The organism is Pseudophaeobacter arcticus DSM 23566 (assembly GCF_000473205.1).
In the GTDB taxonomy this organism is placed as follows: Bacteria; Pseudomonadota; Alphaproteobacteria; order Rhodobacterales; family Rhodobacteraceae; genus Pseudophaeobacter; species Pseudophaeobacter arcticus.
The window spans coordinates 2536490-2563177 of sequence record NZ_KI421507.1 but is presented as its reverse complement, the minus strand read 5'-3'; the positions used below and the strand labels follow the sequence as shown (position 1 = coordinate 2563177).

Below are 26688 nucleotides of genomic sequence, written 5' to 3'. Positions count from 1 at the left end.
GACTTACGACGAAACCTGTTCCCGGAGAATGGATGCTGTGAGTGAACACAACAGGTAGATACCGGAAAAAATCAGGAATGCCAAAATCGTATTTTCGAACTTGCGCGGATAACTGGCTTCTTCGCTGGCAACGGGGGCAACGGCGGTGGTCAGATACCGGACCTGGCGGTTGGCCTCCATGCGGGTGGATTCCACTTGCTGCAAGGCGGATTGCAGCATCAGATCACGGGTGGCGAGATCGGCCTGGGCCATCTGGATCTGGACCCGGTGATTGGCAAGCGAGTTTTCGCCTTCCGAGGCATCGGTCATCCGGTCATTCAGCCGTTTGATCACTTCGCTCAGACGATTGATGTCGGCCTCGACGCCTGCAACCTTGGCGCGGTTGGGGCGGGTGTTGTCCAACAGGGCTGCCAGTTCCAGCTCCTTTTGCTGCACCTGCATTTCAAAGGTGTTGATCTGCGACCGCAGCGACAGGATGACGCCTTCCGGGTCCAGCACCATGCCGTCCTGTTGCAGCTCTACCAGATGCCGCTGCGCCTCACGGCGTTTGTTTTCCGCCAGTTCCAAAGCCGCCTCAGCTTCGCTGACCTGATCAGAGCGCTTTTGTTCGGACAGGTGATTCACCTCGTCCTGGGCATAGCTGATGAGACGGCGGGAAAACTCGGCAGAAATCTCGGGATCTGCGGCAGAGACTTCCATGCGTACCACACCTTCGGTGGGGTCATAGCCGATTTTGACGTTGCGCTTGTAGATCTTGTAGGCCTGTTCATTGGTCGCATTGGGGTCGAGCCGCTGAATGGGGTCGATCCAATCCTGGCTGAAGTGGGTCTTGAACCCCATTTCGCTTTCCAGCCGCAGCATGGCCCCCTTGGATTGGAGATAGCCCTGTACGGCGATGGAGTCCTGGCTGGTGGCAAACTGGGTGCCGCTCAGCAAGCTGCTGACCGCGCCGGCGCCATCGGCCTTGAGCACCAGGAATTCGGATTTGGTCGCATACATCGGGGTGGCAACCGCATAAAAGAAATAGCCGGTGATGAGGGTCGGCAGCAGGACAAAAAAGGCCAGGCGGGCCATGAGCAGAACCAGCTTGCGCCGACGCCGTCCAGCGATCGCGCGCTGCATTTCCGAAATCTCGTGCTGGCGTCGCTCGGCGGGGCTGAGTTCGGTCGAGGGCAAGTTGATTTTTGCCGCAGGCACAGTCTGGGGCAGTTGCACGTTCTGGCCCACTGCCGGGGTGTTGTCGGGCTGTGCCTTGTTCTGAGGCACCACCAGTTCCAGCATATTGGCGCGCTTGAAGGGATCTATGCCCTTTTCACGCAGCAGGCGAACCGCATCAAAATCCGAGGTTGCAGGCAGATCATGTTTTTGCGCCACGCGCCGCGCCATGCGCAGCTGGCGCCCGGTGAGCCCCTCTTGGCGGATGGCGTCGATATCTGTTTCCAGACGGGTTTCGCGCGCCGAGCTCACCTGCCCGGACAGGGCGCCGGACGGGTCACCTGTCTGGCTGCCGAACTGTGGCGACTTGTCGGCCGCTGGCGCTGCCTGCGCAGCGGCGTTTGAGTGCTGTGGCTGTGGCTGAGCCGAGGCACTGGCCGCGCTTGCACTGCTGTGCATATCGGGTGCTGGTACAGGGCGTGCAGCTGCAGCCTCGCCTCCGGGTCCGGCATCAGGAGCGGCCGGGCTGCGGCGAATTCTGAACTTCTTAGCCTTGGGTTTGATAGTCATAGAGCTGCTTCGCTTCTTCCAAGGTTTCAAACATATTGAGTTGCCCATCCAGCAGAACTGCGGCGGAGCGGGCGAATTTTTCCAGGGTCTTGGCCTGGTGCGAGACGATGATGATGGTTGTGGTCTGCAGGCGTTCCTGCAGGATCGCCCCGGCTTTTTTGTTGAACTCCACATCCGTGGTGCTCGGCATGCCTTCATCAATCAGGTAGACATCAAAATCCAAGGCCAGCATCAGCGAAAAGCTGAACCGGGCCCGCATCCCAGAGGAATAGGTGCCCAGCGGCTGGTCAAAATATTCACCTAAGCCACAGAGCCAACGGCAATAGGCCTCAACATAGTCGGGATCCAGCCCATAGAGATTGGCAATGTAGCGGGCATTGGCCAGTGCCGAAAGCCGATTGACCACGCCGCCCATAAAACCCAGCGGAAAGGAGATTTTACAGCCGCGACGGATTTCACCTTCGTCGGGTTTTTCCAGACCAGCCATCATATTGATGAGCGTTGTCTTGCCAGTGCCGTTTGGAGCCAGGATGCCAAGCGATTTGCCCAGCTCAACCCGAAAGGACACCCGGTCAAGAATGACCTTGCGCTGACTTCCAGTCCAGAAGGACTTGCTGACATTTTCAAACTCAAGCATTGCTTGTTCCGGTTTTTCATCTGTTGCCCAGAAGGGTGGTATTCGGCGGAGTGTCTGGCAGCCATGGGGACGGCCGGATCCTCTGCGTTTCTGGAATATCCTAAGATTGTTAAGGGTATGGGGTCCTATTTTGGCTTTATTATGTCGAATTGTGGCATAAATCTTCAAGGATTGATTAACCATTCTGGTGAAAACCGATGCCCATATGTCCGGAAACGATCTCAGCGCCTGCTTTCTAACTGTTTTTGTTTTGGAAACAATGGCTGCAATGGCGGGGGTGAGGTTTCGACTTGATGCAACAGGGCTGGCCAGGGGTGGACAGGGCCGGGGCCAGGCCTGGACATGTCTGGGCAGGACACGACCAGAGGGATCAGGGGAGCAAAAATGTGCAGGTAGAAAAACTATGTGAAGAGATCCGCGCTTGCAGGATCTGTGCGGACCGGTTTGCCGCGACGCATACCCAGCATCAGCCGCGCCCCATCGCCTGGTTTGCCTCTTCGGCGCGAATCCTGATCGCCGGTCAGGCGCCTGGGTTGCGGGTCCACAATAGCGGCAGGCCTTTTACCGACCCTTCCGGGGACCGGCTGCGGCACTGGCTGGGGCTTGGGGAGGCGGAGTTTTATGACCGGGACCGGGTGGCGATTGTACCCATGGGGTTTTGCTTTCCCGGCTATACCGCCCAGAAAGCCGACCTGCCGCCACCGCCCATCTGTGCCAGAACCTGGCGTGAGCGGGTGATGCAGAGCCTGCCACATGTGGCGCTGACCCTGGCAATTGGCGGCCCTGCCCAGGCCTTCCATCTGGGCGGCAAAATGCCGGTTGGCCACCGGGTGGCGGCCTGGCGGGACCATGCGCCGCGCGTCTTTCCCTTGCCTCATCCCTCTTGGCGCAATACCGGGTGGCTGAAACGAAACCCCTGGTTCGAAGCCGAGCTGTTGCCAGTGCTTCGTGGGCGGGTAAAGGAGCTGATGAAATGAGTGCGACACCCCCTGAGGAAATCACCCCGCTGGACCGGGCCCATGCGCAGATGCAGGAGGCTCCGGAGGATGGTGCGGCGCGGCTGCGGTTTTATGAACGCCTGGCCGATAGCGAGCTGTTCATGATGCTGAGCAAAGAGCCGGAAGGCGACAGGATCTCACCAGAGCTGTTTGAAACCCCCGATGGGTGTTTTGCTCTGGTGTTCGACCGCGAAGAGCGGCTGGCGCAATTTGCCGGGGGCGCGGTGCCCTATGCCGGGCTTGCCGGGCGCGGCGTGGTTGAAATGCTGGCCGGGCAGGGCATTGGTCTGGGCGTGAACCTGGAGGTGGCGCCCTCGTCGACGCTGCTGGCTTCGGAGGCGGTGGGGTGGCTGCAGGAGACCCTGCAGAATGCACCTGATCAGGTGGAAGCCGCGATCAAAGAGCTACTGCCGCCGGCCGGGCTGCCAGAAGTGTTGCTGACGGCTCTGGATGCCAAACTGGCAACAGCTGCCGGACTGGCTGCGGCGGCCTATCTGGTGTCGCTGCGCTACACGGGGGGCGGGCAAGGGCATTTGCTGGGTTTTGTTGCGGCACAGCCAGAGGCCGAGGCGGCGCTGGCGCAGGCGGTGAGCGAAGCCTTGACCTTTTCCGGGATCGAGGCCGGCGCGCTGGATGTTGGATTTTTTGCAGCCTCAGACCCGATGGCCGCAAGCCTGGCACGTGTCGGATTGCGATTTGATCTGCCCAAGCTGGAAGAGCCAAAGATCTATCAGCCGGTCATTCCTGGCAGCGACCCAGAGAAGCCTCCGATCCTGAAATAATCCCGTCTCAGAAGAAAAAGACAAAAAAAGGGGGGGGGCTCCCGCCCGTCATCGCCCCTTGCAGGGCTCTTCCCGTTGGGCCCAGCGCCGCGCAAGGCGCGGCGCGCGCGTGGGGATGGCGCGTTGATCTCTTCAACAAAAGCGCCAGCGCGCAATGCTTTGCCGGATTTCGCTACAGCACTGCGCGCTTGCGCGCAGTGCCGGGCCCAACGCCAGCTGCCCCTATTGGCATTGGCCAATAGGGGCCTGGGGGCGGGAGCGCTCCCTTGCCTTGATCAGCTGTCGCTTTCGGCAGGTTCCAGCTTGTCCTGGGTCCGGCTGTCAAAATCACCTGCGTCGTGGCGCTCGCGCAGTTGGGTATGCAACGCGCCAAAGGACCGGTTCACCATGCGGCCACGACTGACCGCGGGGCGGGCGTCGATCTCTTTGGCCCAACGCATCACATGGGTATAGCTTTCCACATCCAGGAACTCAGCCGCCTCATAAAGCCGCCCCAGCACCAGCTGGCCGTACCAAGGCCAGATGGCAATATCGGCGATACTGTAGTCGTCGCCTGCGATAAACCTGTTCTCGGCCAGCTGCCGGTCCAGAACGTCAAGCTGGCGTTTGACCTCCATGGAGAAGCGGTCGATGGGATATTGCCACTTTTCCGGCGCATAGGCGTAGAAATGGCCAAAGCCACCGCCCAGATAAGGCGCGCTGCCCATCTGCCAGAACAGCCAGTTCATCACCTCGGTGCGTGCCGCGCCTTCCTTGGGCAGGAACTCGCCAAATTTCTCGGCCAGATGCACCAGCATGGAGCCGGATTCAAACACCCTGAGCGGCGCCGCGCCGCTCAGGTCATGCAGGGCGGGGATCTTGGAGTTTGGGTTGACCGCCACAAAGCCAGAGCCAAACTGGTCGCCTTCGCCGATATTGATCAACCAGGCATCATATTCGGCGCCCGAATGGCCCTTTGCCAGAAGTTCTTCCAGCATTACCGTGACCTTGACCCCATTGGGCGTGGCCAGGGAATAGAGCTGGAACGGATGCTTGCCCACAGGCAGCTCCTTGTCATGGGTTGCCCCGGCAATTGGACGGTTGATCGAGGCAAACCGCCCACCGTTGTCCTTTTCCCAAGTCCAAACCTGCGGTGGGGTGTAGGTTGTATCACTCATCTGGAGGAGCCCTGTCTTTTCTAGTGGTGTCAAGAGGCGCGCGACGCCCAGCGCCCATGCGCGATGTCTACTGAGAATAGGGGCTTTGTTCAAAATTCCAATGACTGGAAGGTCTGAACCCATCAACTTTTTGCGCGTTCACGCAATTGCGCTGTTCAAACACAGTCACGTGAGCCCCGTTTCGCGGCTGTGCACAACGGGCTAGTTTGGTTTTCAACGGGGCTGTGGGTCAGAGCCAGCCCGATGATCCAGCCGCCTGAGACCAGGCGGCGATTTAACTCAGGAGAATGATACAGATGAAGCGATTTGCATTTGCCGCCCTTGCGGCCATCAGTTTTGGTCTGCCAGTCTTTGCCGGGCCACAGTTTGTCGACCAGACGGGCTATGCGGTGTCTGGCTATGATGTGGTTGCCTATCGCAGCCTGGATCAGAGTGCCGTTGGGCAGCCACAGGCGGCGGCAGTGCCGGGGCGGGCGGATACCACAGCGGAATACAATGGGGCCAAGTTTGCCTTTGCCAGCGCAGAAAACCGGGCAAAATTTCTTGAGAACCCTGCGTATTTTGTGCCGCAATACGATGGTCACTGCGCCTATGGTGTCTCCAAGGGGGGCAAGGTGCCCGGCAACCCCAACCTCTGGCGGATTGTTGACGATCGGCTCTACCTCAACATTACCAAAAACGTCGTTGGTTTTTGGGAAGAGGATATTCCCGGAAACATCAGCCTTGCCGAAGGCAACTGGACGGATATCGAGCCCAAGGAGGCTTCGAGCAATCCCATCCCGAATTTCACCTCCAGCGCACCTGACCACTGACCCCAGCGCACTGACCACCTGTGCACTGACCGGGTCTGATTTTCTGTAACTGGTCCTGACCTTGGCACCGCGCTGGGGTCAGGGGCCTCCTCACCCGATCTGGGCGCAGATTATGACGGCCAGTGTCGCAGCCAGTGTCGCAGCCAGTGTGGCGGAGGCCAGGTTGGTGGCTGGCCTGGTTGGTGGCTGGCCTGGCGCCTAATTCCACAGCGTTTGCGAAACAGGGACTTCGGATCGGCAATAGTCATACAGACCGTTGTAGAATGATCGACACTCAGCAGCCTGCCCTTCGGGGGGCTCTAGGATATTGGGAACATTTAATTTTTGGTTCACATTCAGGTCGGGAAGCGCGATCCCCAAGACGTCGATCAAGGAGGCAAGTGAGGTTTCCTCAAACATGTTTTCATAGAAGCCAAAGTATAACGGGTGGCAGTCAAAGGTCTCTTTTAGACGCCTCACCCGAGGCGGGTCCCCCTTGGGTAGACCTCTGATGGGTAGTTCTCTGACGATGGCTGTGCAGTTTAACGCGTGAATTTTAAAAAAGCCCCGCACCAAATTCAAAAAAGCCCCGCACCAAAAAGGAGCAGGGCTTGAAGGTTTAAATCTGTTGCCAGTGCGACTGCCTGCTACCGTTTGCGATCGCGGCGTGCGCTCATTGGCTGGAAGGCGACGCCGACATGGGCCTCGCAATAGGGTTTGCCCTGTTGCACGGGCAGACCACAGAACCAGAAATCCTCGGTTGCGGGGTCGCCAACGGGCCATTTGCAGGTGCGCTCGGTCAGTTCCATCAGCGACAGCTTCTTGGCCTTCTTTTCGATCTCATTGACCTTGGCCAGGGCCTCGGGGCTGATCTCGTTGGCCGAGGGCTGCGGTGGCAGCGGTTGACCCGCGGGGATGATCTGTTTGCGCGCGGGCACCATTGGCCGCGCATCCGACGCAGGTGTTGCCGCAGGCGCCGGGGTGATCGGGCGCGCAGGCTCGGTCTTGGGCTGCGGTTTGGGCTTGGGCGCCGGTTTGGCGGCCGCTGCGGGCTTTTCTTTTGGTTCGGCTGCGGCCTTGGCGCCATTGGTGGCGCGGTTGGACAGGCCGAGGCGATGCACCTTGCCAATCACAGCATTGCGGGTCACCCCACCCAGTTCTTTTGCGATCTGGCTGGCCGACTGACCTTCGCCCCACATCTTCTTGAGCAATTCGACGCGATCGTCTGTCCAGGACATCTGTTGCCTTTCCAAGCTAATAGCGGCCCCAGAATCCTGCGGCCGCCATCGAGTTCCGTATTCAGGTCCCTATCTTAGTCAATGGGCAGAGAGTTACAAGAGACCTTGCGCCTCAGAACCCAAGCGCTATGCAGTGAAAGCACAACAAACGCGGGGAAATCATGTCTGAGCAAGCGGCAAACGGCCAGGTGGGCTATCAGAATGCACTCGGCGCGCGCCGGTTTGGACGGGTGAACTGGCTGGGGCTGCAAACGCTGGCACAGCGCGAAATTACCCGGTTTCTGGTGGTCTGGACGCAGACCCTGCTGGCGCCACTGGTGACAGCGGCCCTGTTTTTGCTGATCTTCAACCTCGCCATTGGTCCCAAACGCGGCGATGTCATGGGGGTGCCCTTTCTGCATTTTCTCGCTCCGGGCATCATGATGATGACAGTGATCCAGAACGCCTTTGCCAATACCTCTTCCTCGCTGGTGATTTCCAAGGTGCAGGGCAATATCGTTGATACGCTGATGCCGCCGCTGTCCGGTTTGGAGATCTTGCTGGGCTATCTTGCCGGAGCCGTTGTGCGCGGCACCATGGTGGCCTGCGGGATCGCAGCGGGCCTGGCTTTGGCGTTGCAGATCATTCCGGCGCATCCGTTGATTGCCCTTGCATTTATCGTTCTGGGGGCTTTGTTCCTGGGGGGGCTTGGCATTGTTGCCGGGATTTTTGCCAATAAATTTGACCAGATGGCGGCGATCACCAATTTTATCGTCACCCCCTTGGCATTTTTGTCCGGCACCTTCTATTCGATTGATGCGCTGCCGCCTGTTCTGCATGCTTTGGCGCAGGTGAATCCGGTGTTCTACCTGATTGACGGGCTGCGCTATGGCATGATCGGCACCTCGGATGGGGCGCCTTTTATTGGCATGACGATCTGCGCCGGAGCGAGTTTTGCCATTTGCCTGCTGGCCTGGGCGATGCTGCGCAGCGGCTATCGTCTCAAGGCTTGAGTGCGACCTGTTTCACAGGCTGTTCCATAGGGGACCGCCGCCCCTCACGCCAGGCTAGAATCGCCGCCCCCGAGAGGATAACGGCGGCGCCGATGAGGGTGATCCAATCCGGGATCACGCCAAAGCCAAAGAAATCATACAGCGTGGCAAAGATCAGCGTCGCATAGCTGAAAGGTGCCACAAATGAGGCATCGGCCCGGGCCATGCCATTGACAAAACAGGCCTGGGCACAGGCCATCAGGGTGCCAAGTGCGGCCAATGCCGCCCATTGCAGCGCAGTGGGCGCCTGCCAGACCGGCACCACTGCTGCGCTGGCAATCATCATCCCCAAGGCATTGTTGAACCACAAAATCTGCAGCGGGCGTTCGCGCCCTGCGAGCTTTTTGATAAATATCAGCTCCAGCCCCATGATGGCCGCAGCCGCCAGTGCCAAAAGCGCGGCAGGTTGAAAACTGTCCGGCGTTGGTCGCAACAGGATCATGGCCCCCACCAGGGCGAGGCCGGCCGCGCCCCAACGCCAGCGGCCAACCCGTTCGCCCAGCAAGGGAATTGCCAGCAACATACCAAAAACCGGGTTCAAAAAGGCAATCGCGGTGGCGTCCGCCAGCGGGATATAGGCCACCGAGGCGAACATCAGCGTGATGCCCATCCAGCCACAGCTGGTCCGCCCGATATGCAGCCGCCACTGTGGTGGGCGCAGTTTGAACCGCAGCCCCGCCACGGCCATGGAAATCACCACGAAGGCAAATAAAAACCGCCCCTGGCTGATGTGCAAAGGATGCAGGGGTGGTCCCAATGCCTCGGTTCCCAGCGCCTTGGCCAATAGCGTGGTCGCGGCAATAAAAACGGTGGCCAGGATAATCAGGGCCGCCGCAAGCGGCGGGTTCTGTGTGGGGGTGATGCTCATGTGGTCCCTGCTGCGCTGCTTGCCGCGCATTTGCAAGATCTATTACAGCAAGGCGAGTGGCCAGGGGGAGAGTTAAGGCCGGGGGGCTTCACTGCGATGGCAAGGACATAATGTCGGATTTTGGTGGCAAAAGGGGTTTCTTTTTGCCAAATGCTCCGATATGGAGCCCAACTATGATCAAAGCTACACATATCCCCTTGTTGCGACGCCGACGCCGATTGGCGTAATCTGGCGCGTTTGATCTATGGCCTGTGCGCTTTTGCGGCGTAATGGCACAAAACCAACCTCTCATTATTGACCCTCAGGCCCGGCTCATGCACTGCTTTGGCCTTAACTTTCCAAAAAGGATGATCCAATGATCCCGTCCGTACTGCCCACCTATAACCGTGCTCCGCTTGAGTTCGTAAAAGGCGAAGGTTCCTGGCTGTTCGAGGCGGACGGGCGCCGATTTTTGGATCTGGGCTCGGGCATCGCTGTCAACGCGCTGGGCCATGCCCATCCCAAACTGGTCGAGGTGCTGAGCACCCAGGCCCAGAACCTCTGGCATGTCTCCAACCTCTACAGGATCCCGCAGCAGGAAAAGCTGGCGGATCTGCTGGTGGAGCACACATTTGCCGATACAGTGTTTTTCACCAACTCCGGCACCGAGGCCTGCGAGCTGGCGGTCAAGATGGCGCGCAAGTATTTCTATGAGAAAGACCAGCCCGAACGGGTTGAGATCATCACCTTTGACGGGTCGTTCCACGGTCGCTCCTCTGCGGGTATTGCCGCGGCAGGCACGGAAAAGATGGTCAAGGGCTTTGGCCCGCTGCTGCCGGGCTTTGTGCATCTCACCTTTGGCGACATGGACGGGCTGACCAATGCGATAACGGATCAAACCGCGGCGGTGCTGATCGAGCCGATACAGGGCGAGGGCGGTATTCGTCCGGTGCCGGATGCCGAGCTCAAGGCGCTGCGCCAGATCTGCGACGACAAGGGCATCCTGCTGATCCTGGATGAGGTGCAATGCGGCGTTGGCCGGACCGGCAAGCTCTTTGCCCATGAATGGGCTGGCATCATCCCCGACATCATGATGGTGGCCAAGGGCATCGGCGGTGGCTTCCCCCTGGGCGCGGTTCTGGCCACCGAAGAGGCCGCGTCCGGCATGACCGCTGGCACCCATGGCTCGACCTATGGCGGCAACCCGCTGGGCTGCGCCGTTGGCTGTGCGGTGATCGAAGAGGTGATGGCACCGGGTTTCCTGGCGGATGTGAACCGTCGCGCAGGCCTGTTTCGCCAACGGCTGGAGGGGCTGGTGGCCGCCCACCCAGAGGTGTTTGAAGAGCTGCGCGGCGCTGGACTGATGCTGGGGCTGAAATGTAAGGCGGCGAATATGGATGTCGTGCAGGCGGGGTATGACAACGCGGTCATCACGGTGCCTGCAGCCGATAATGTGATCCGTCTCCTGCCGCCTCTGACCCTCAGCGATGAGGACATTGGCGAGGCCATTACCCGCCTGGACAAGGCCGCCACTCAGGTAGAGCAAAGCCTGGCCAGTCAGGCCCAAGTTACTCAGGACTGAGTTTCATCTTCCCCATATAGTACCGGGGGGGCGGGGACAGGCAGCCCCCGCAATTTTTTCTGCCCCGGTACGTAACCAAAAAGCGACATGATATGAACCACTTCCTTGATATTCATACAACCAGCAGCGAAGATCTGCACGGCATTATCGACCAGGCAAAGGTGATGAAACTGGCCCGTCAGGGCCGCCCCAAGGGCATGGCTGACGATGAACAGCCGCTGGCGGGCCAGATGGTGGCGCTGATTTTTGAAAAACCCTCAACCCGGACCCGCATTTCCTTTGATGTCGGGGTGCGGCAGATGGGTGGCCAGAGCATGGTGCTTTCGGGCAAGGACATGCAGTTGGGCCACGGCGAGACCATTGCCGATACTGCGCGGGTGATGTCGCGCTATGTGGATCTGATCATGATCCGAACCTTTGACGAAGCCGTCCTGCATGAGATGGCAGAATATGCCGATGTGCCGGTGATCAATGGCCTGACTGACCGCACCCACCCCTGCCAGATCATGGCCGATATCCAGACCTACGAGGAACAACGCGGCTCGATCAAAGGCAAAAAGGTCGTCTGGGCCGGCGACGGCAACAATGTTTGCGCCTCCTTTTTGCATGCGGCGGCCAAATTTGGTTTTGACCTCACCTTTACCGGCCCGTCGCAGCTGGACCCGGAAGAGGAATTTGTTGGTCTGGCCCGCAAGGCTGGCTCCAAAGTGGTGATCGAGCGCGATGCGTTTAAAGCGGTTGAGGGCGCCGATCTGGTGGTGGCCGATACCTGGGTCAGCATGCATGACAGCCAGTCCTCGAAAGAGCGGCGCCATAACATGCTGCGCCCCTATCAGGTCAATGAGGAGCTGATGTCCCATGCCAAACCCGACGCCTTGTTCATGCATTGCCTGCCAGCCCACCGCGAAGAAGAGGTGACCTCGGCGGTGATGGATGGTCCGCAGTCGGTGATCTTTGACGAGGCCGAAAACCGCCTGCATGCGCAAAAGGCCGTCATGCGCTGGTGTCTCGGGGTTTAACCCGGCGCTGTCCTTGACCCATTGGCCGGTGTCCCAGACGCCGCATGCGCGTGCCTTGGGCACGACTGGGGACTGGTCATTTTGAAAAACTTCTGCAACCCTCGCGTTATTCAGTTTAGCGCGAGGGTTTTATTGTGAGCACCGATCAACCGCAGCAGATGGACCAAGGCTGGGCCCTCTTGAGTGTTGATATGCAGATGGAGATGGCAAATGCCACCGCGGCAGGGCGCCCGCGTGCCACCCCGGATGCCGAAGACAACATTGCCCAGCTTATGGCGGGTTTTCGCGGTGCTGGCCTGCCGGTGCTGCATGTGATGCATGATGATCCACGGGCCGAGAGCAAATTTCGCCGCGATCTGCCCTCGGGCCAGCCAATGCCCTGCGCCCAGCCCCAGGAGGGGGAGACGGTGTTTTGGAAAACCGGTTCCTCTGGCTTTGTCGGTACCGGGCTGGCAGAGGCGTTGCAGGCCCGTGGCATCCGCAATCTGGTGATTGTGGGGGGCGTTGCGGCCTTCTGTGTCAATTCCACCGCGCGCTCTGCGGCCAATCTGGGCTTTGGCGTTGCGGTGGTCGAAGACGCGCTGATCGCCTTTGCCATGCCCGCCCGCAAAGGTGGTGATCTGGATGCCGAGGTGGTGCTGGAGGTGACGCTTTCCTCTCTGGCTGCGGGATTTGGAGACGTATTGCCCACCCAAGAGGTTCTTGCCCGACTACCCGTTGCGGCATGAGCCGCCCGGGCGGGAGATCGCTGCGTATCGTGATTGCCGGTGCCGGTGCTATTGGCTGCTTTTGCGGCGGGCTCTGGGCGGCAGCGGGGCATAGCGTCACTTTGCTGGGGCGTGGCCGCATCCTGGGGCCCATTGCGCAGCGCGGTCTGCGGCTGACGGATTACGCGGGGCTAGATCAGCGGGTTGAGGCGCGGCAGCTGCGCTGTAGCGAAGACCCGGCGGTGCTGGCAGAGGCCGATCTGGTGGTTGTTGCGGTGAAGTCAAATGGCACCGCGGCGATGGGGCAGTTGATTGCGCAATATGCGCCCCCAAATGCGCCGGTGCTCAGCTTTCAGAATGGGGTGACAAATGTGGACCTGCTGCGCCAGATGTTGCCGGGGCGGGATCTGCGTGCCGCGATGGTGCCCTTTAACGTGGTGCCCGCAGACCCCCCTGAAGCGGCAGAGGGCGCAGCAGTGCTGCCCGGATATCACCGGGCCTCCTCCGGAGAGATCCTGATTGCCGAAGGTAGCGGGCATTGGGCCAGGTTTCTGACGGCGCCGGGGCTGCCGGTGGGTGAGACCCCGGATATAACCGGGGTGCAATGGGGCAAGTTACTGATCAATCTCAACAACGCCTTGAATGCTCTCTCTGGTCTGCCTTTGAAGACGCAGCTGCAAAGCCGTGCCTGGCGTCGGCTGATGGCCGATCAGATGTCCGAGGCCCTGCGGGTGATGCGGGCGGCTGGCCTGCGGCCTGTGTCGACGACACCGCTGCCAGCCTGGACAATCCCGCATATCCTGCGCCTGCCCAATTGGGCGTTTACCCGGATTGCGGCGCAGATGCTGACAATTGATCCAGCCGCGCGCAGCTCTATGGCGCAGGATCTGCTGCAGGGGCGGATCACCGAAGTGGATGCGCTGCAGGGTGAAATCCAGCGCCTGGGCCTGGCCCATGGTGTGGCCACGCCAGTTTGCGATGTGGTGATACAATTGATCCGGCAGGCGGAAATGAAAAAGACCGGGCTGCCAAAACTGCAGCCCGGCCAGATCTAGTTTTGGTCCAGGTTCGCTGAGATGACCCCGGGGCAACCCTGACGCGACCCTCGGGTGGGTTATTGGGTGAGAGTTGCCAGCAACAGATAGATGCAGCCAGACAGCAGCGCCGCGGCGGGCACTGTGATCACCCAGGCGGCGGCAATGGTCATAAAGTGGCTGCGCCGGACCAACTTGCGGCGGCGGCGTTCTTCAGGGGCGATGCGTTTTTCTACCGGGCGGCTCACGGCGGATTGACGCGAGCGGCGCTCGTGATGCCATTCGCGGAAGAAGCCAACACCAAAGACTGCCCCAACCGCAATATGGGTCGAGGAAACCGGCAGCCCCAGCCAGCTGGCGACAATCACCGTGATCGCAGCCGAAAGCGACACGCAGAAGGCGCGCATCGGGTTCAGCTTGGTGATCTGGCTGCCGACCATGCGGATCAGCTTGGGGCCAAACAGGAACAGACCAAAGGAAATCCCAAAGGCGCCAATAACCATGACCCAGGTGGGGATCGCCACCTTGGAGGCAAAGTCGCCAAACTCGGAGGCATGTACGATGGCAGCCAGCGGGCCAACCGCATTGGCCACATCATTGGCCCCATGGGCAAAGGACAGCAGCGCGGCGGAAATGACCAGCGGGATCCGGAACAAAACCTTCAGGGATTTGTTGCGGTTCTCCATGCCCTCGGACTGGCGCCGGATCAGCGGGGCAGTGATGACATAGGCCAGCGCCCCAATCATGGTACCGATCAACAAAGCCGTCTGCAGGTCAATCTTGATGATACGTTTCAGACCTTTCAGAGCCAGATAGGAGGCAAAGGCACCAGCCATGATGCCGACCAGAACTGGCACCCAGCGCCGTGCGGCGGCGATTTTGTCGTCCTGATAGATGATCTTTGCTTTGATCAAGGCCAGGAACAGGGCGGCGACAAGACCGCCCAGAAGTGGCGAAATCACCCAGCTGGCGGCGATCTTGCCCATGGTTGCCCAGTTCACCGCGGCAAAGCCAGCCGCGGCAATACCTGCGCCCATGACGCCGCCAACAACCGAATGTGTGGTGGAGACCGGCGCCCCAATCCAGGTGGCAAGGTTGACCCAAAGCGCCGAAGAGACCAGCGCGGCCATCATGGCCCAGATGAAAATTTCCGAGGTGGCGACCACCTGCGGGTCGATGATGCCCTTGGAGATGGTGGAGACCACGTCGCCGCCCGCCAGGAGCGCGCCGGCGCTTTCGAACACGGCGGCGATGACGATGGCGCCACCCATGGTGAGCGCATTGGCACCCACTGCCGGCCCCATGTTGTTTGCCACGTCATTGGCGCCGATATTGATCGCCATATAGGCACCAAAGACTGCAGCAGCCACCACGATCAGATTGGTCTGGCTTCCCCCAAAGAGCATGGCAGCCCCAAGGCCGGCCAAAACCATGAACACCAGGGCGATACCGGGGGCGACCATGGGGCGGGCGACATATTGGGTTGCGGATTCAAGGTGCGAAAACCGGTGCAAGTCCCGGTCAAGCGTTTCGTGGTGATTGGCGTCGTCTGATGGGGTGCTCACAATGATCGTCCCTTTGGCAGGCAGTTTGGGGACGCACTAAGTGAGCCCGCCGGATGAGGCAAGCTGAGCTGTCGTAAAAATGTCGCGCGCGTGTTACAATTGACGCAGGATTTCCTGCAGCTCGGGTTCGCGGACCAGATTTGCAGCCTCTTGCGCAGAAAACCATTTGCGCTGCCGTTGGTGTGACTCGGGGTAGGTATCTGACAGCTCTACGTCGCCAACTGTATAGACATAGGTCTGCACCGGGATCGGCAGGCCGGTCTTCAACTCTTTTTCATAGCTGAAGGCACCAATGGGCGCGCCTTCGACACGACCGTTTTGTACGCCAGCCTCTTCCCAGGCTTCCTGAAGGGCGGATTCACCGCCATCTTTGCCGTTGATTGGCCAGCCCTTGGGCAGGATCCAGCGTCCGGTGCCGCGACTGGTGATCATCAGAACTTCGGTTTCGCTGCTGGTTGTCCGGTGGCACAGGGCAGCAACCTGAACGCGCTTGGGGCGAAACAGAATAGGCTTGATCATTTCTTCCCAAGCCTGGGCGAGAATGTTGCTCATCTTGAACTGCCTTAATCGTAACTTTTTTTGGCAACAGTGCTGGTTGAGTGTGAGACATCACAGCCGCTGCGTTTTTCTTAACTGCCATTAAATTAGGGCTTTGTGGATAAAGTACAACCCTTCAACAGGTTAAAGTATAGCCCATTTACATGTTATGAGGCGCTGCCGCTCCAAAAACAGGCAATGCAGCTCCTGCCGCTCTGTGTGTGGGGGGGCGTGCCTGGGGGATAGGGCGGGGTCTTGATGCCTTTGCAAAGGCTGGGTTGACTCTGCAAAGGCTGGGGGGCTCAGTGACGAGACTAGGGTTTTGAATGGGCAAAAAGATGAAAACAGCACTGATTACAGGCGCGGCGCGCGGAATTGGCCTGGCCACGGCGCGGGGGCTGCAAGAGGCAGGATGGCGGGTCGCGCTGATGGACTGGGACGGGCCAGAGCTGGCAAAGGCGGCGGCCCAGTTGCCAGAGGCGCTGGTGATTGAGGGCGATGTCTCCAAGCCCCATGATGTGGCCGGGGCGGTTGCCGAGGTCACAGCACGGTTTGGCCGTTTGGATGGTCTGGTCAATAACGCAGGCGTGGCAGATTTTGGCCCGATCCGCGAAACGACATTTGAACGCTGGCGCCGGGTGATGGAGACCAATCTGGATGGCCCCTTTCTGATGACCCAGGGGTTTACAGATCTGCTGGCAGCTGAAGGCGGTGGTGCTGTGGTGAACATCACCTCAATCTCTGGTCTGCGGGCCAGCACGCTGCGGGTCGCCTATGGCACCTCTAAGGCGGCGCTGGCGCAGCTGACTCTGCAGCAGGCGGTGGAACTGGGAGAATTGGGTATTCGCGTCAATGGTGTTGCGCCGGGGCCGGTGGCGACAAAGCTCGCCATGGCGGTCCACAGCCCGGAGATCATTGCGGCCTACCACGATGCGCTGCCGCTGAATCGCTATGGCTCGGAGGATGAAATTGCAGCGGCAATCAATTTTCTGCTATCCGACAAGGCGAGTTTCATCACCGGCCAGATCCTGGCTGCCGATGGGGGCTTTGAGGCGACCGGTATTGGTTTGCCAGCGTTGCGGTCCTGACAGAGCGGTAAATTGTTTCATATGTTGCGCGCTGGCCTTTTGATGCGAGGCCCTGCCTCGCGCTCCGGGATATTTGAGGCCAAATGAAGAGGCGGCTGTTTTCATTTGGCCAGAAATATCCTGGGGGTGAGCGTCTTGCACGCGAGGGGGCAAAGCCCCCTCATTTGGCAGAGTAGTCCTGGTATCACCGGCGCTTTTTTGCCCGCAGGGTGGGGTCTTCTTGGGTGGGATCCTCGGGCCAGGGGTGGCGCGGGTATTGCGCGCGCATGTCTTTGCGCACGTCCGCATAAGATCCGGACCAAAACCCGGGTAGGTCACGGGTGATCTGGATTGGGCGCTGGGCCGGGGACAGCAGGGTGATCTTGAGAGGCACGCCGCCGATGCTCGGGTGGTGGGTGACGCCAAACAGCTCTTGCAGGCGCACCGAGATTTCTGGCGCCTCTGCACTATAGGTGATTGGGATCTTGCGTCCCAACGGGGTGGTGAAACTGCCCGGAGCCTCACGGTCCAGCAGTTGCGTCTGTTCCCAGGTGAGCGCGGCGCGCAGGGGCGGAACCAGGTCGAACTGTTTCCAGGCAGCAGAGGATTTGACCCCGCCGAGCATTGGGAGCAGCCAGTCTTCCAATCGCGCCAGCAGGCCCTCGGTTGAAAAATCAGGCAGGTCAAAGCCATCGGCGCGCAGCAGTTCAACCCGCGCCGCCAGCCGTGCCGCAGCCCCGTCGAGGCGCAGTCCGATGTCGCGCACCCCGTCGAGCATGGCAGCTGCGATCTGGCTCTCTGGTGCATCTTTCCACATGCGGTCTTCCAGGGTGATGGCGCCCAGGCATTCTTGTTGGCGGGCAACCACCCGCCGGTCGCGCTTGGACCAGTGGCAGTTGTCCTGCCAGGCAATTTGATCCCAAAAGAGATCGCGGATTTCACCTGGGGTGATCTGCGCGGCCATGCGCACACGGGCCTCGCGCGGGTTGCCGTCCGTGTCCAGCGCCACAATGAAGGGGGCTGCGGCCAGGGGATCGCCGGGGTCCAGCAGCACCCCCTTGCCGCCCGAGAGCACATAGCGCGGCTGATCGCCTTTGCGGCGTTGGCCAATGCGGTCGGGATAGGCCAGCGCGGCCATGGCGGCGGCCGAGAGGCGCTCTGCCCCCCTCTGAAGAGGAGGGCCCTGTTTTTGCAAACGGCGTGCCTCGCTGCGAATACGGTCCAGCACCGGATAGGAGAGCTGATAGGGGCGTTTGCGCTGAAAGCCCTTGGTATCTTTCAGGGCCTCCAGGCGCAGCGCCAAATCCGTCGGTGCGCCGCGCAGGGGATCGCGCTCGGCCAATAGCGCGGCCAGCTCGGCTGCCCTGGGGCCGGCGGTCAGCAGCATATGGCCCAAACGCGGATGCAGTGGCAATCGGGCAAGCGCCTTGCCGTGAGGGGTCATCTGACCGCGCCCGTCCAATGCGCCCAGCATCTGCAGCAATTTGCGCGCCTCTGCCATGGTGCCGCCGGGCGGCATGGTGAGAAAGGCGAGATCCCCTATATCTGCCCCCCAGAGCGCCAGTTCCAGCGCCAGACCGGTGAGATCCGCCGAGGCGATTTCAGGTGGGGGAAAAGCGGCCAGCGCGCCCTCTTCGCCCTTGGTCCAGAGCCGGTAGGCGGTGCCTGGGGCCACACGACCGGCGCGGCCCTGTCGCTGGGTGGCCTCGGCACGGGTGACCTTTTCGGTGATCAGCCGCGACATGCCTGAGCCGGGATCAAAGCGGGCGCGCCGGGCCTGCCCCATGTCGATCACCACGCGAATATCCTGAATGGTGAGCGAGGTTTCGGCAATTGAGGTGGCCAGCACAATCTTGCGCCCCGTGGTGGCGGGGCGGATGGCGGCCTGCTGGTCCTTGAAGGGCAGGGCGCCAAACAGCGGCTGGATCAGGCAATCGCCGGGCAAACGCCTGTCCAGATTTTGCGCCGCGCGGCGGATTTCGCCCTCGCCGGGCAGAAACACCAGAATGCCCCCGCCCATCTGCGCGCCCCTGGCGGTGTCGCGGCTGTCTTTTTCCGCCTGCACCACCAGATCGCAGAGCGCATCCAACCGGCGGGCCAGAGGGCCCAGCGGGCGCTCCAGCCAGCGGGTCTGCACCGGGAAACTGCGTCCCTCGGAGGTGACAAGCGGCGCCTGCATCAATGCGGCTACCGGGGCGGCGTCCAGGGTGGCGGACATGGCCAGCAGGATCAGATCATCGCGCAGCGCCTCTGCCACCTCCAGACACAGGGCCAGGCCAAGATCGGCGTTGAGGGAGCGCTCGTGGAATTCGTCAAAGATCACCGCGCCGATGCCGGGCAGGTCCGGGTCCGATTGCAGCATCCGGGTGAGAATGCCTTCGGTCACCACCTCGATGCGGGTTGCCTTGCTGGTCTTTGCCTCGCCGCGAATACGATAGCCGACGGTTTGGCCCACCGCTTCGCCCAGAGTTTCTGCCATGCGCTCAGCCGCGGCACGGGCGGCAAGGCGGCGGGGCTCCAGCATCACGATGCGCTGGGCGGTCAACCCGGCGCTGAGCATGGCCAGCGGCACCTTGGTGGTTTTGCCGGCACCGGGGGGCGCCTGCAGCACGGCGCGGCCGCCCTGGAGCAGGGCGGCAATCAGATCCGGCAGGGCGTCATCAATGGGCAGGCGTGGCATGGCGGGTTTTGTCATGGCCTGCTTATCGCCAAAGAGCGCGCCGGGGTCCAGTCTGCTGCACAATGGCCCCTGCGGCAGCTTCGCACTGGACAAGGGGTTCAGGCCTGCGTCAATTAGGGCGGAAATTTTGCGAGCTGTTCAATACTGGAGACCGGGCATGAAGACCGCTGAGCTGAGTGAGAAAATCCTAAGCGGGGATCGCCGGGCGCTGGCGCGGGCCATCACTTTGGTAGAAAGCGGCCGCGAAGATCACCGGGTTGCCGCGACCGAACTGTTGGAGCGCCTGGCAAAATCCGGGCGGCAAGCGCTGCGCATTGGTCTGTCGGGCACGCCGGGGGTGGGAAAATCCACCTTTATCGAAAGCTTTGGCATGATGTTGGTCGCCGAGGGCCTGCGGGTGGCGGTGCTGGCGGTGGATCCGAGCTCAGCCCGCACCGGCGGGTCTATTCTGGGCGACAAAACCCGGATGGAACATCTGAGCCGCCAGAAGGCTGCCTTTATCCGGCCCTCGCCGAGCCAGACCAATCTGGGCGGGGTGGCGCGGCGCAGCCGCGAAGCGGTGGCTCTGTGCGAGGCAGCCGGATTTGATGTGGTTCTGATTGAGACCGTGGGCGTTGGCCAGTCCGAAACCGTGGTGGCGCAGATGTCGGATCTGTTCCTGCTGCTGCTGGCGCCTGCGGGGGGCGATGAATTGCAGGGGGTCAAGCGTGGTATCATGGAAATGGCGGATATCATTCTGGTCAACAAGGCCGATGGCGATCTGAAATCCGCCGCCATGCGCACCTGTGCCGATTATTCCGGTGCGCTGCGGCTGCTGCGCAAACGTCCCCAGGATCCCGAAGGCTTTCCCAAGGCGCAGACGGTTTCGGCCCTCGAAGAGGCCGGATTGGACAGCGCCTGGGAGGATATGAAGACCCTGGTGGAATGGCGCCGAGAAAAAGGTCACTGGAGCAGCAGCCGCGCCGAGCAGGCGCGCTATTGGTTTGGCGAAGATGTGCGTCAGGCCCTGTTGGCGCGGCTCAAGACCCCCTGGGCGCAGGACCGCATGGAAGCCCTGTCGGATCAGGTGGCAAAGGGGGCGGTGTCGCCCACCGCTGCGGCGCAGGAATTGCTCGCAGGGCTTGGCGTTGCGGGCTAGGCCCCCCGCAGGCGGCAACAGCGCGGTTGTGGGCTCTGGCCAAGAGGGCGAGAAAGGCCTATAGATCCTTTGAAAATCACAGGTTGCAGCGGGCCTGAGCCATTTCATTGGCGGGGGGGCATAAAACCCCAGCATTTGGCTTGACCCTTGGGGCGATTCCTCCTAAACGCATCCAACCAGTTTTCGGGCGTTGCCTCTTGGCCGCGCCCTTTGAGATTTGCAGATGATTCGGGGGGTTCCTCGGGTGCTGCCCCAGATACGAAGGATGAACCTATGTCGCGCCGTTGCGAACTGACCGGAAAAGGCCCGATGACTGGCAACAATGTCAGCCATGCTAAAAACAGAACTCGTCGTCGGTTTCTGCCAAACCTGAACGATGTGACCCTGCAGTCCGAGACTCTGGGTCGTGGCATCAAGCTGAAGATCTCAGCTGCTGCGCTGCGCACTGTTGACCACCGCGGTGGCCTGGACGCTTTCCTGGCAAAAGCCAAGGACGACGAGCTGTCCACAAGCGCACTGAAAGTGAAAAAAGAGATCGCCAAGGCACAATCCGCCGAGGCTTGATCTTTGATCACATGAGAATTTGAAACGCCGTGCATCCGTGAGATGCGCGGCGTTTTGCCATTCAGGGCCAGGGCAATTTCACCTTGCAGCTCTGCTGCCGGATAGGCATATCATTTGCCATGGCACGATTCCTGCGGATATCTCTGGCCTTGATGCTGGCCCTGGTGGTGACCCTGACGGGGCATGTCTCGGCCAGTGCGCAGGGCGCCCGTGATGCCAGCGGGCAGATGGTGATTTGTTCCGGAAGTGGTCCGGTTACCATCTATGTCGATAAGGACGGCCAGCCGACCAAGGCGCCGCATTTCTGTCCGGACTGTGTGATGCATTTGCTGGATGCAGTTGCGGGGCCGGATGCTTTGGTGGTGCCAGCCTATGGCGGGCAGGCCTTTGACCGCCTTTTGGGGGCTGTGGGCTGCAGCCATTTGATGCGGGTTGCCGCGACCGCACGGGCGCCACCGCTCTGCACCTGATATCCCTGTTCGACGAAGGGTCTGATCACCTGGACGCCTGATCGGCTGAGGGTGTGCGGACTGCACAATCTACCCAAAATTTCCTAACCCTAAGAGAAAGGAGACAGAAATGTCCCTGAGATCCGTATTGTTTGCGGCGGTTGCCGCTGTGTCGGTTGCTGGTGCCGCGACTGCTGAAGGCGCCAAGATCATGGTGCAGGACCAATATGCCCGCGTGTCGGCAAAAATGTCCTCGAGTGGGGCGGCCTTCATGGAGATCATGAATATGAGCACCGAGGACGATCAACTGATCGACGCGCGCTCTGACATTGCCAAGCGTGTTGAACTGCACACCCATATGGAAAGCGGCGATGGTGTGATGAAGATGATGCATGTGGAGGAGGGGTTTGTGATCCCCGCCGAGGGCAGCCACATGTTGCAGCGCGGTGGGGATCACGTGATGTTCATGGGTCTGAACCGGGCGCTGGAACATGGCGATATGGTGCCTGTCACCCTGGTGTTCAAAAATGCCGGTGAGATCAGCATCGAAATCCCGGTTGACCTGGAACGTAAGCCGGGCCAAGGCGGCCATATGAAGCACTCTAACTAAGCGGGTGACATGACAGAGGGGGCGGGCGCGGCGTCAGGCTGCGCTGCAGCCCTCCTTCGCGCCCAAAGCCCGCCCTGGTGGCGGGCTTTTTGCCGCCCAGCATCTGTCCGCCAGTACTATCCCAGGACTTCCGCTACCCAGAGGGGCATGCGCCAGCGTCCCACAAGCCGTGTACCCAGTCACAACAGGGGACAAAACCTGGGTCAAGACTTCGGTCAAAATCCGAGGAAAATTCTGTTTGTCTGCCTGGGCAATATCTGCCGCTCTCCGGCAGCGGAAGGGGGATTTCGTGCCCTTTGCCCCAGCGTTGAATGCGACCCGCGGGGGCTGCCGGCGACCATGTGGGCGCGCCGCCCTGTGGGGCAATGCAGGGGGCCTTGATGCGGCGTGGCCTTGATGTCTCGGAACTGCAGGCGCGCCAGTTCAGCTGAGCGGATTTCAGCAATTTTGACCTGATCCTGGCGATGGATCAAAACAACCTGGACAGCATTGAGGCCCAGAGACCCGCGGGCAATCAGATCCCGGTTTGCCTGTTCACCTGTTTTGCGCCAGAGGCGGCACTGGATCATGTCCCGGACCGCTATTACACGCGGGATTTTGACGGCTGCCTTGACCTGATCGAACTGGCCGCAGCAGGGCTGAAGCGGGCTTTGACGGAGGGCGAAGGCTAGGCCCCCTAGGGAAAGCATGGCGTCCCTCCCTCCTGTGATGCAAAAGGCTCCACAGGGGAGCTGTTGTGAAATTGGTCACAGAAAGGGTCAGTTCAATTCGTCAAGCAGGTGGAAATCCTGTGCCAGCCAGGGCAGTTTGGTGATGGCTGGATCAACCATTTTACGTTTGATCAACCCCTGGATGGTTTGGGCAACGGTACGGGGCAACTGATCAGCCCAGTCCTTGCTGGCAAAGAGCGAAATCCGCCGTGCGGCCCGGCCAAAAGGCAGCGGAAAGGCGTCGATTTCATCATGAAACCGCGCCGCCCGCATATAGCCAAGCGGGGTTGTCACGGCCCAGCCAATATGGCGTGCGACCATGGCCATCAGCGCCAGGTGGGAGCCAATTTCAAACCGGTTTTCAAACGCGATTTGCTGCTGACTGATCTGCGCTTCGATTTGTTGCGAGATCAGCTGGTCGGCAGCATAGCGCAGAAAGGGCAGCTGTTCGAGCTGGCCCATTGGCGCCTGTGGATCGTGAATAAAGCCTTTGGGCGCAACAAGAATAAAGGGATCGCGGACCAGCGGAAATTCGATCAGCCCTTCCTGTGGCGCGTCCGTTGTGGCGGTAACAGCAAGGTGGATTTCACCCGCTTCGATGGTGCGCAGGATGTCATGGCTGGAGGCGGTAATCATCTTGAAGCGGCACTCAGTGAGGCTTTCGGCGAGGGCGGTCACCAGGCGCGGGGTCAGGTCGTTGTCAAAGTCGTCAATCAACCCGATGGAGAGCGCGGGCAGGTGGCTCAGATCCATCATCGACAGCTCGCTCTGCGCCAGGCGCAGCTCTGACAGAACCGCATGGGTGCGGGCCAGGAAATTGCGCCCGGCGGCGGTTGGCACCATGGGGCGGCGGCCGTGATCGACCAGATCCGTTCCCAGCGCCTTTTCAAGGTTTCGCAATTGTTGGCTGACGGCGGGTTGGCTCAGCCCCGTCACTTCGGCGGTCTGTGCAACGGATCCGGTCTTTGCCAGAGTTTCAAAAACCTCCAGCCCCCTGAGAGTGACCCCCTTGATCAACATGCCAACACTCCAAAAAACTATTATTTCAGCGTAGTTTCCCCAGAGCCTGTCGCTGGGTCAAGGGTGCCAATCTGGTCGCTGTTCCCCCTAAAGTAGTGCCAGGGACAGGCAAGCCATATTTGCCGGGCCTGACCCGTGATGGGTATAGGAGAGATGGTAACACAGAACAGGGATTTTGTTTTGTAAAATCTGTCTCTGGGCGCAGCAGGGCGGGATGCTGCGTCGCAGGGATCAAAACAGCCAAAGGACCTGTGGTGGTTAGCCGCAGGTTTTGGCCGCGGTGTCGCCAAAGAGCTTATAGCGCTCCCACAGCTGCTCATCGCGGCGGTTGCTGGATTGGCGCACGACCTGGGCCTGATGCGGATCGCCAAACCATTTTGACACGGTTTTGCGCTCAGAAGAGGTGAGCTGCACATTGGCCACCTTCTGGATGCAGCGGCACAGGGAGGGGCTGGCGGCAGAGCGATCAGAGCTGCGGCAAGCGCGTTCAATGGCCCCGGCCTGGGCGGGCTGCACCAAGACGAACTGCGCGGAGAAGACCTGAGCAGCCAAGACGGCACAAAGCCCCGCAGAGCGCAGGGAGGTGGGCAGCAATTTCATCAGATGTCCCTTATGTTTTAGCCCCGGATCGCATGTCCAGATTTGTGCGAATATGGCGAAAGGCGTGACGAGATTCAACATTGGTTAAAATCCATTTATAAATGCGCAGGATTTTGCCGGGTTTTGGTCTCGTGTTGAAGAGATGGTGAGGGGCGTGCCTAACCTAGGGGAAGGGCGGCGATGGCGCGGCTGATCCGCAGATATTGGGCTTGCAGCTAGGCCGTTGGCAGGTCGAGATCTTCGATCTTGTCCGCATCTGCCAAACTCAAATTCACCTTTGACTGTCGATTTGGATAAATAACTTCATCGCAGCATAGACGCGCGCTTGACCAAGACAAGAATCCAAATCATATGCCTGATCATGACTGATCTCGCCAAAATCCGCAATTTCTCCATCGTCGCCCATATCGACCATGGCAAATCCACCCTCGCTGACCGGCTCATCCAAGAGACGGGCACGGTGGAGGTGCGTGATATGAAGGCGCAGCTCTTGGACTCGATGGATATCGAGCGCGAGCGCGGCATCACCATCAAGGCCAATACGGTGCGTATTGAGTACAAGGCGGATGACGGCGAGACCTATGTGCTCAACCTCATCGACACGCCGGGTCACGTCGATTTTGCCTATGAGGTCTCCCGCTCGATGCGCGCGGTTGAGGGCTCGCTTTTGGTGGTCGACAGCACCCAGGGCGTTGAGGCGCAGACATTGGCCAATGTCTATCACGCCATGGAGGCCGACCACGAGATCGTGCCGGTGCTGAACAAGATCGACCTGCCGGCCTCGGACTGTGACCGTGTGGCAGAGCAGATTGAAGATGTCATCGGCATCGAGGCCACCGGCGCCATTCGGGTTTCGGCCAAAACAGGCGAAGGCATCCATGAAACGCTGGAAGCCATCGTCAACGAACTGCCCGCGCCAACCGGCACCCGCGATGCGCCGTTGAAGGCAATGCTGGTGGACAGCTGGTATGACGCCTATCTCGGGGTGATCGTTCTGGTGCGGATCATGGACGGGGTGCTGAAAAAGGGGGAGCGGATCAAGATGCTCTCCAATGGCACGACCCACCATGTGGACCGCATTGGGGTGTTCCGGCCTGCGATGGAAGTGATTGACGAGCTGGGGCCGGGCGAGATTGGCTTTCTTACGGCGTCAATCAAACAGGTGCGCGACACCCGTGTGGGCGATACCATCACCCATGAGAAAAAGGGCACCGACGCGGCATTGCCGGGCTTTAAGCCTGCGCAGCCGGTGGTGTTCTGTGGCTTGTTCCCGGTGGATAGTTCCGAATTTGAAGATCTGCGCGATGCCATCGACAAGCTGGCACTGAACGATGCCTCCTTCAGCTTTGAGATGGAAACCTCGGCGGCGCTGGGCTTTGGCTTCCGCTGTGGCTTCCTGGGCCTTTTGCACCTCGAGGTGATCCGCGACCGGGTGGAGCGCGAGTATGATATCGAGCTGATCACCACGGCGCCCTCGGTGGTCTATCATATCTATATGCGTGATGGGACGATGGTCGAGCTGCACAATCCGGCAGATATGCCGGACCTGACCCATGTGGATCACCTGGAAGAGCCGCGCATCAAGGCGACCATTCTGGTGCCGGACGAGTATCTGGGCGATGTGCTGAAGCTGTGTCAGGACCGGCGTGGCATCCAGCTGGATCTGACCTATGCCGGCAGCCGCGCCATGGCCGTCTATGACCTGCCGCTCAACGAGGTGGTGTTTGATTTCTACGACAGGCTCAAGTCGGTGACCAAGGGCTATGCCTCCTTTGACTATCAGCTGACGGGCTACCAAACCGACAATCTGGTCAAGATGTCGGTGCTGGTGAACGACGAGCCAGTGGATGCGCTGTCGATGATGGTGCACCGCGACCGGGCCGAAGCCCGTGGCCGCGCCATGGTTGAAAAGCTGAAAGACCTGATCCCGCGCCACATGTTCAAGATTCCAATCCAGGCGGCCATTGGTGGCAAGGTGATCGCCCGCGAGACCCTGTCGGCGATGCGCAAGGATGTGACAGCCAAATGTTATGGCGGCGACGCAACCCGGAAGAAGAAACTGCTGGAGAAGCAGAAGAAGGGTAAGAAAAAAATGCGTCAGTTCGGCAAGGTCGACATCCCGCAGGAAGCGTTTATTTCAGCGCTCAAAATGGACAGCTGAGCACCGGTCCGGGCTTGCTCGGCTATCGCTCCGGGGGAG

The 26688-nt window shown here is 60.3% G+C and carries 24 protein-coding genes and 1 pseudogene; 15 read left to right on the top strand and 10 right to left on the bottom strand.

From position 1 onward, the window contains the following. Window positions 1-3: 3 nt before the first annotated feature. Both ARCT_RS0116630 and ARCT_RS0116625 read right to left on the bottom strand, forming a co-directional pair. Window positions 4-1725 (bottom strand): capsule biosynthesis protein, encoded by a 1722-nt coding sequence (locus tag ARCT_RS0116630; protein ID WP_027241078.1) that lies wholly within the window; start codon window positions 1723-1725, stop codon window positions 4-6. Then, window positions 1703-2362: an ABC transporter ATP-binding protein gene (locus ARCT_RS0116625; RefSeq protein WP_027241077.1), complete on the bottom strand. Its 660-nt coding sequence runs from the start codon at window positions 2360-2362 to the stop codon at window positions 1703-1705. Before ARCT_RS0116625 ends, ARCT_RS0116630 begins: the two co-directional genes overlap by 23 nt. Window positions 2363-2748: 386 nt before the next feature. On the opposite strand from ARCT_RS0116625, the gene ARCT_RS0116620 reads away from it, so the two are divergent. Together ARCT_RS0116620 and ARCT_RS0116615 are read left to right on the top strand one after the other, a co-directional pair. Next, a complete protein-coding gene (locus ARCT_RS0116620; protein WP_027241076.1) occupies window positions 2749-3339 on the top strand; it encodes a uracil-DNA glycosylase family protein in 591 nt (196 codons plus the stop codon). Then, complete coding sequence (locus ARCT_RS0116615) at window positions 3336-4142, top strand: SseB family protein (protein ID WP_027241075.1); 807 nt, start codon at window positions 3336-3338, stop codon at window positions 4140-4142. The genes ARCT_RS0116620 and ARCT_RS0116615 overlap by 4 nt, the downstream gene beginning before the upstream one ends. Window positions 4143-4417: 275 nt before the next feature. On the opposite strand, the gene yghU is transcribed toward ARCT_RS0116615, so the two are convergent. After that, window positions 4418-5299 carry a glutathione-dependent disulfide-bond oxidoreductase gene (gene yghU / locus ARCT_RS0116610; RefSeq protein ID WP_027241074.1) on the bottom strand — a complete coding sequence of 294 codons (882 nt, stop codon included), beginning with the start codon at window positions 5297-5299 and terminating at the stop codon, window positions 4418-4420. 296 nt (window positions 5300-5595) lie between these two features. Between yghU and ARCT_RS0116605 the strand changes: the two genes are divergently transcribed. Then, window positions 5596-6111 (top strand): YHS domain-containing (seleno)protein, encoded by a 516-nt coding sequence (locus ARCT_RS0116605; protein WP_027241073.1) that lies wholly within the window; start codon window positions 5596-5598, stop codon window positions 6109-6111. Between the two features lie 626 nt (window positions 6112-6737). Here ARCT_RS0116605 and ARCT_RS0116590 read toward each other — a convergent pair. Continuing rightward, on the bottom strand, window positions 6738-7328 hold the full coding sequence (locus ARCT_RS0116590; RefSeq protein WP_027241071.1) for a GcrA family cell cycle regulator: 591 nt from the start codon (window positions 7326-7328) through the stop codon (window positions 6738-6740). A 161-nt stretch (window positions 7329-7489) separates the two neighbouring features. Between ARCT_RS0116590 and ARCT_RS0116585 the strand changes: the two genes are divergently transcribed. Beyond that, window positions 7490-8320: an ABC transporter permease gene (locus ARCT_RS0116585; RefSeq protein ID WP_051360831.1), complete on the top strand. Its 831-nt coding sequence runs from the start codon at window positions 7490-7492 to the stop codon at window positions 8318-8320. On the opposite strand, the gene ARCT_RS0116580 is transcribed toward ARCT_RS0116585, so the two are convergent. Beyond that, the gene (locus ARCT_RS0116580) at window positions 8310-9227 is read right to left on the bottom strand and encodes a DMT family transporter (protein WP_036785997.1); all 918 of its coding nucleotides are present in this window, start codon (window positions 9225-9227) and stop codon (window positions 8310-8312) included. The genes ARCT_RS0116585 and ARCT_RS0116580 overlap by 11 nt on opposite strands. A gap of 355 nt (window positions 9228-9582) precedes the next feature. On the opposite strand from ARCT_RS0116580, the gene ARCT_RS0116575 reads away from it, so the two are divergent. The 4 genes from ARCT_RS0116575 to ARCT_RS0116560 all read left to right on the top strand — a co-directional run bounded on the left by ARCT_RS0116575 (window position 9583) and on the right by ARCT_RS0116560 (window position 13569). Further along, a complete protein-coding gene (locus tag ARCT_RS0116575) occupies window positions 9583-10788 on the top strand; it encodes an aspartate aminotransferase family protein (RefSeq protein WP_027241068.1) in 1206 nt (401 codons plus the stop codon). 92 nt (window positions 10789-10880) lie between these two features. Further along, the gene (gene argF / locus ARCT_RS0116570; RefSeq protein ID WP_027241067.1) at window positions 10881-11807 is read left to right on the top strand and encodes an ornithine carbamoyltransferase; all 927 of its coding nucleotides are present in this window, start codon (window positions 10881-10883) and stop codon (window positions 11805-11807) included. Between the two features lie 179 nt (window positions 11808-11986). After that, window positions 11987-12535 (top strand): isochorismatase family protein, encoded by a 549-nt coding sequence (locus ARCT_RS0116565; RefSeq protein WP_240476330.1) that lies wholly within the window; start codon window positions 11987-11989, stop codon window positions 12533-12535. After that, window positions 12532-13569, top strand: a complete 1038-nt coding sequence (locus tag ARCT_RS0116560) for a 2-dehydropantoate 2-reductase (protein ID WP_036785054.1) — start codon at window positions 12532-12534, stop codon at window positions 13567-13569. The genes ARCT_RS0116565 and ARCT_RS0116560 overlap by 4 nt, the downstream gene beginning before the upstream one ends. Before the next feature lie 59 nt (window positions 13570-13628). On the opposite strand, the gene ARCT_RS0116555 is transcribed toward ARCT_RS0116560, so the two are convergent. After that, window positions 13629-15113: an inorganic phosphate transporter gene (locus ARCT_RS0116555; RefSeq protein ID WP_027241064.1), complete on the bottom strand. Its 1485-nt coding sequence runs from the start codon at window positions 15111-15113 to the stop codon at window positions 13629-13631. A gap of 93 nt (window positions 15114-15206) precedes the next feature. Then, window positions 15207-15665 (bottom strand): NUDIX hydrolase, encoded by a 459-nt coding sequence (locus tag ARCT_RS0116550; RefSeq protein ID WP_027241063.1) that lies wholly within the window; start codon window positions 15663-15665, stop codon window positions 15207-15209. A 323-nt stretch (window positions 15666-15988) separates the two neighbouring features. Between ARCT_RS0116550 and ARCT_RS0116545 the strand changes: the two genes are divergently transcribed. Next, on the top strand, window positions 15989-16738 hold the full coding sequence (locus ARCT_RS0116545; RefSeq protein WP_027241062.1) for an SDR family NAD(P)-dependent oxidoreductase: 750 nt from the start codon (window positions 15989-15991) through the stop codon (window positions 16736-16738). 184 nt (window positions 16739-16922) lie between these two features. On the opposite strand, the gene hrpB is transcribed toward ARCT_RS0116545, so the two are convergent. After that, window positions 16923-19397 (bottom strand): ATP-dependent helicase HrpB, encoded by a 2475-nt coding sequence (hrpB, locus tag ARCT_RS0116540; protein ID WP_027241061.1) that lies wholly within the window; start codon window positions 19395-19397, stop codon window positions 16923-16925. Between the two features lie 157 nt (window positions 19398-19554). Here hrpB and meaB point away from each other — a divergent pair, with 157 nt between their 5' ends. From meaB to ARCT_RS26395, 5 genes and pseudogenes are all read left to right on the top strand, one after another. Then, the gene (gene meaB / locus ARCT_RS0116535) at window positions 19555-20535 is read left to right on the top strand and encodes a methylmalonyl Co-A mutase-associated GTPase MeaB (protein WP_027241060.1); all 981 of its coding nucleotides are present in this window, start codon (window positions 19555-19557) and stop codon (window positions 20533-20535) included. Window positions 20536-20808: 273 nt separating this feature from the next. Continuing rightward, window positions 20809-21099, top strand: a complete 291-nt coding sequence (gene rpmB, locus ARCT_RS0116530) for a 50S ribosomal protein L28 (protein WP_027241059.1) — start codon at window positions 20809-20811, stop codon at window positions 21097-21099. A gap of 119 nt (window positions 21100-21218) precedes the next feature. Next, window positions 21219-21569, top strand: a complete 351-nt coding sequence (locus ARCT_RS0116525) for a hypothetical protein (RefSeq protein WP_027241058.1) — start codon at window positions 21219-21221, stop codon at window positions 21567-21569. A 109-nt stretch (window positions 21570-21678) separates the two neighbouring features. Next, window positions 21679-22158 carry a copper chaperone PCu(A)C gene (locus ARCT_RS0116520; RefSeq protein ID WP_027241057.1) on the top strand — a complete coding sequence of 160 codons (480 nt, stop codon included), beginning with the start codon at window positions 21679-21681 and terminating at the stop codon, window positions 22156-22158. 198 nt (window positions 22159-22356) lie between these two features. After that, a pseudogene (locus tag ARCT_RS26395) lies at window positions 22357-22829 on the top strand (low molecular weight protein-tyrosine-phosphatase). Window positions 22830-22916: 87 nt separating this feature from the next. Here ARCT_RS26395 and ARCT_RS0116510 read toward each other — a convergent pair. Further along, window positions 22917-23888 carry a LysR family transcriptional regulator gene (locus tag ARCT_RS0116510; protein ID WP_027241056.1) on the bottom strand — a complete coding sequence of 324 codons (972 nt, stop codon included), beginning with the start codon at window positions 23886-23888 and terminating at the stop codon, window positions 22917-22919. A 258-nt stretch (window positions 23889-24146) separates the two neighbouring features. Continuing rightward, on the bottom strand, window positions 24147-24488 hold the full coding sequence (locus tag ARCT_RS0116505) for a hypothetical protein (RefSeq protein ID WP_027241055.1): 342 nt from the start codon (window positions 24486-24488) through the stop codon (window positions 24147-24149). Between the two features lie 361 nt (window positions 24489-24849). Between ARCT_RS0116505 and lepA the strand changes: the two genes are divergently transcribed. Further along, window positions 24850-26649: a translation elongation factor 4 gene (lepA, locus tag ARCT_RS0116500; protein WP_027241054.1), complete on the top strand. Its 1800-nt coding sequence runs from the start codon at window positions 24850-24852 to the stop codon at window positions 26647-26649. Window positions 26650-26688 lie beyond the last annotated feature (39 nt).

Excerpts from the sequence above, each read along its gene's own strand:
- ARCT_RS0116550 (WP_027241063.1), bottom strand. The coding sequence starts at position 15,665 with ATGAGCAACATTCTCGCCCAGGCTTGGGAAGAAATGATCAAGCCTATT.
- argF (WP_027241067.1), top strand. The coding sequence starts at position 10,881 with ATGAACCACTTCCTTGATATTCATACAACCAGCAGCGAAGATCTGCAC.
- ARCT_RS0116575 (WP_027241068.1), top strand. The coding sequence starts at position 9,583 with ATGATCCCGTCCGTACTGCCCACCTATAACCGTGCTCCGCTTGAGTTC.
- rpmB (WP_027241059.1), top strand. The coding sequence starts at position 20,809 with ATGTCGCGCCGTTGCGAACTGACCGGAAAAGGCCCGATGACTGGCAAC.
- lepA (WP_027241054.1), top strand. The coding sequence starts at position 24,850 with ATGACTGATCTCGCCAAAATCCGCAATTTCTCCATCGTCGCCCATATC.
- ARCT_RS0116585 (WP_051360831.1), top strand. The coding sequence starts at position 7,490 with ATGTCTGAGCAAGCGGCAAACGGCCAGGTGGGCTATCAGAATGCACTC.
- ARCT_RS0116510 (WP_027241056.1), bottom strand. The coding sequence starts at position 23,888 with ATGTTGATCAAGGGGGTCACTCTCAGGGGGCTGGAGGTTTTTGAAACT.
- ARCT_RS0116525 (WP_027241058.1), top strand. The coding sequence starts at position 21,219 with ATGGCACGATTCCTGCGGATATCTCTGGCCTTGATGCTGGCCCTGGTG.
- ARCT_RS0116580 (WP_036785997.1), bottom strand. The coding sequence starts at position 9,227 with ATGAGCATCACCCCCACACAGAACCCGCCGCTTGCGGCGGCCCTGATT.
- ARCT_RS0116615 (WP_027241075.1), top strand. The coding sequence starts at position 3,336 with ATGAGTGCGACACCCCCTGAGGAAATCACCCCGCTGGACCGGGCCCAT.
- ARCT_RS0116605 (WP_027241073.1), top strand. The coding sequence starts at position 5,596 with ATGAAGCGATTTGCATTTGCCGCCCTTGCGGCCATCAGTTTTGGTCTG.
- ARCT_RS0116505 (WP_027241055.1), bottom strand. The coding sequence starts at position 24,488 with ATGAAATTGCTGCCCACCTCCCTGCGCTCTGCGGGGCTTTGTGCCGTC.
- yghU (WP_027241074.1), bottom strand. The coding sequence starts at position 5,299 with ATGAGTGATACAACCTACACCCCACCGCAGGTTTGGACTTGGGAAAAG.
- meaB (WP_027241060.1), top strand. The coding sequence starts at position 19,555 with ATGAAGACCGCTGAGCTGAGTGAGAAAATCCTAAGCGGGGATCGCCGG.
- ARCT_RS0116545 (WP_027241062.1), top strand. The coding sequence starts at position 15,989 with ATGAAAACAGCACTGATTACAGGCGCGGCGCGCGGAATTGGCCTGGCC.
- ARCT_RS0116630 (WP_027241078.1), bottom strand. The coding sequence starts at position 1,725 with ATGACTATCAAACCCAAGGCTAAGAAGTTCAGAATTCGCCGCAGCCCG.
- ARCT_RS0116560 (WP_036785054.1), top strand. The coding sequence starts at position 12,532 with ATGAGCCGCCCGGGCGGGAGATCGCTGCGTATCGTGATTGCCGGTGCC.
- ARCT_RS0116625 (WP_027241077.1), bottom strand. The coding sequence starts at position 2,362 with ATGCTTGAGTTTGAAAATGTCAGCAAGTCCTTCTGGACTGGAAGTCAG.
- ARCT_RS0116520 (WP_027241057.1), top strand. The coding sequence starts at position 21,679 with ATGTCCCTGAGATCCGTATTGTTTGCGGCGGTTGCCGCTGTGTCGGTT.
- hrpB (WP_027241061.1), bottom strand. The coding sequence starts at position 19,397 with ATGCCACGCCTGCCCATTGATGACGCCCTGCCGGATCTGATTGCCGCC.
- ARCT_RS0116590 (WP_027241071.1), bottom strand. The coding sequence starts at position 7,328 with ATGTCCTGGACAGACGATCGCGTCGAATTGCTCAAGAAGATGTGGGGC.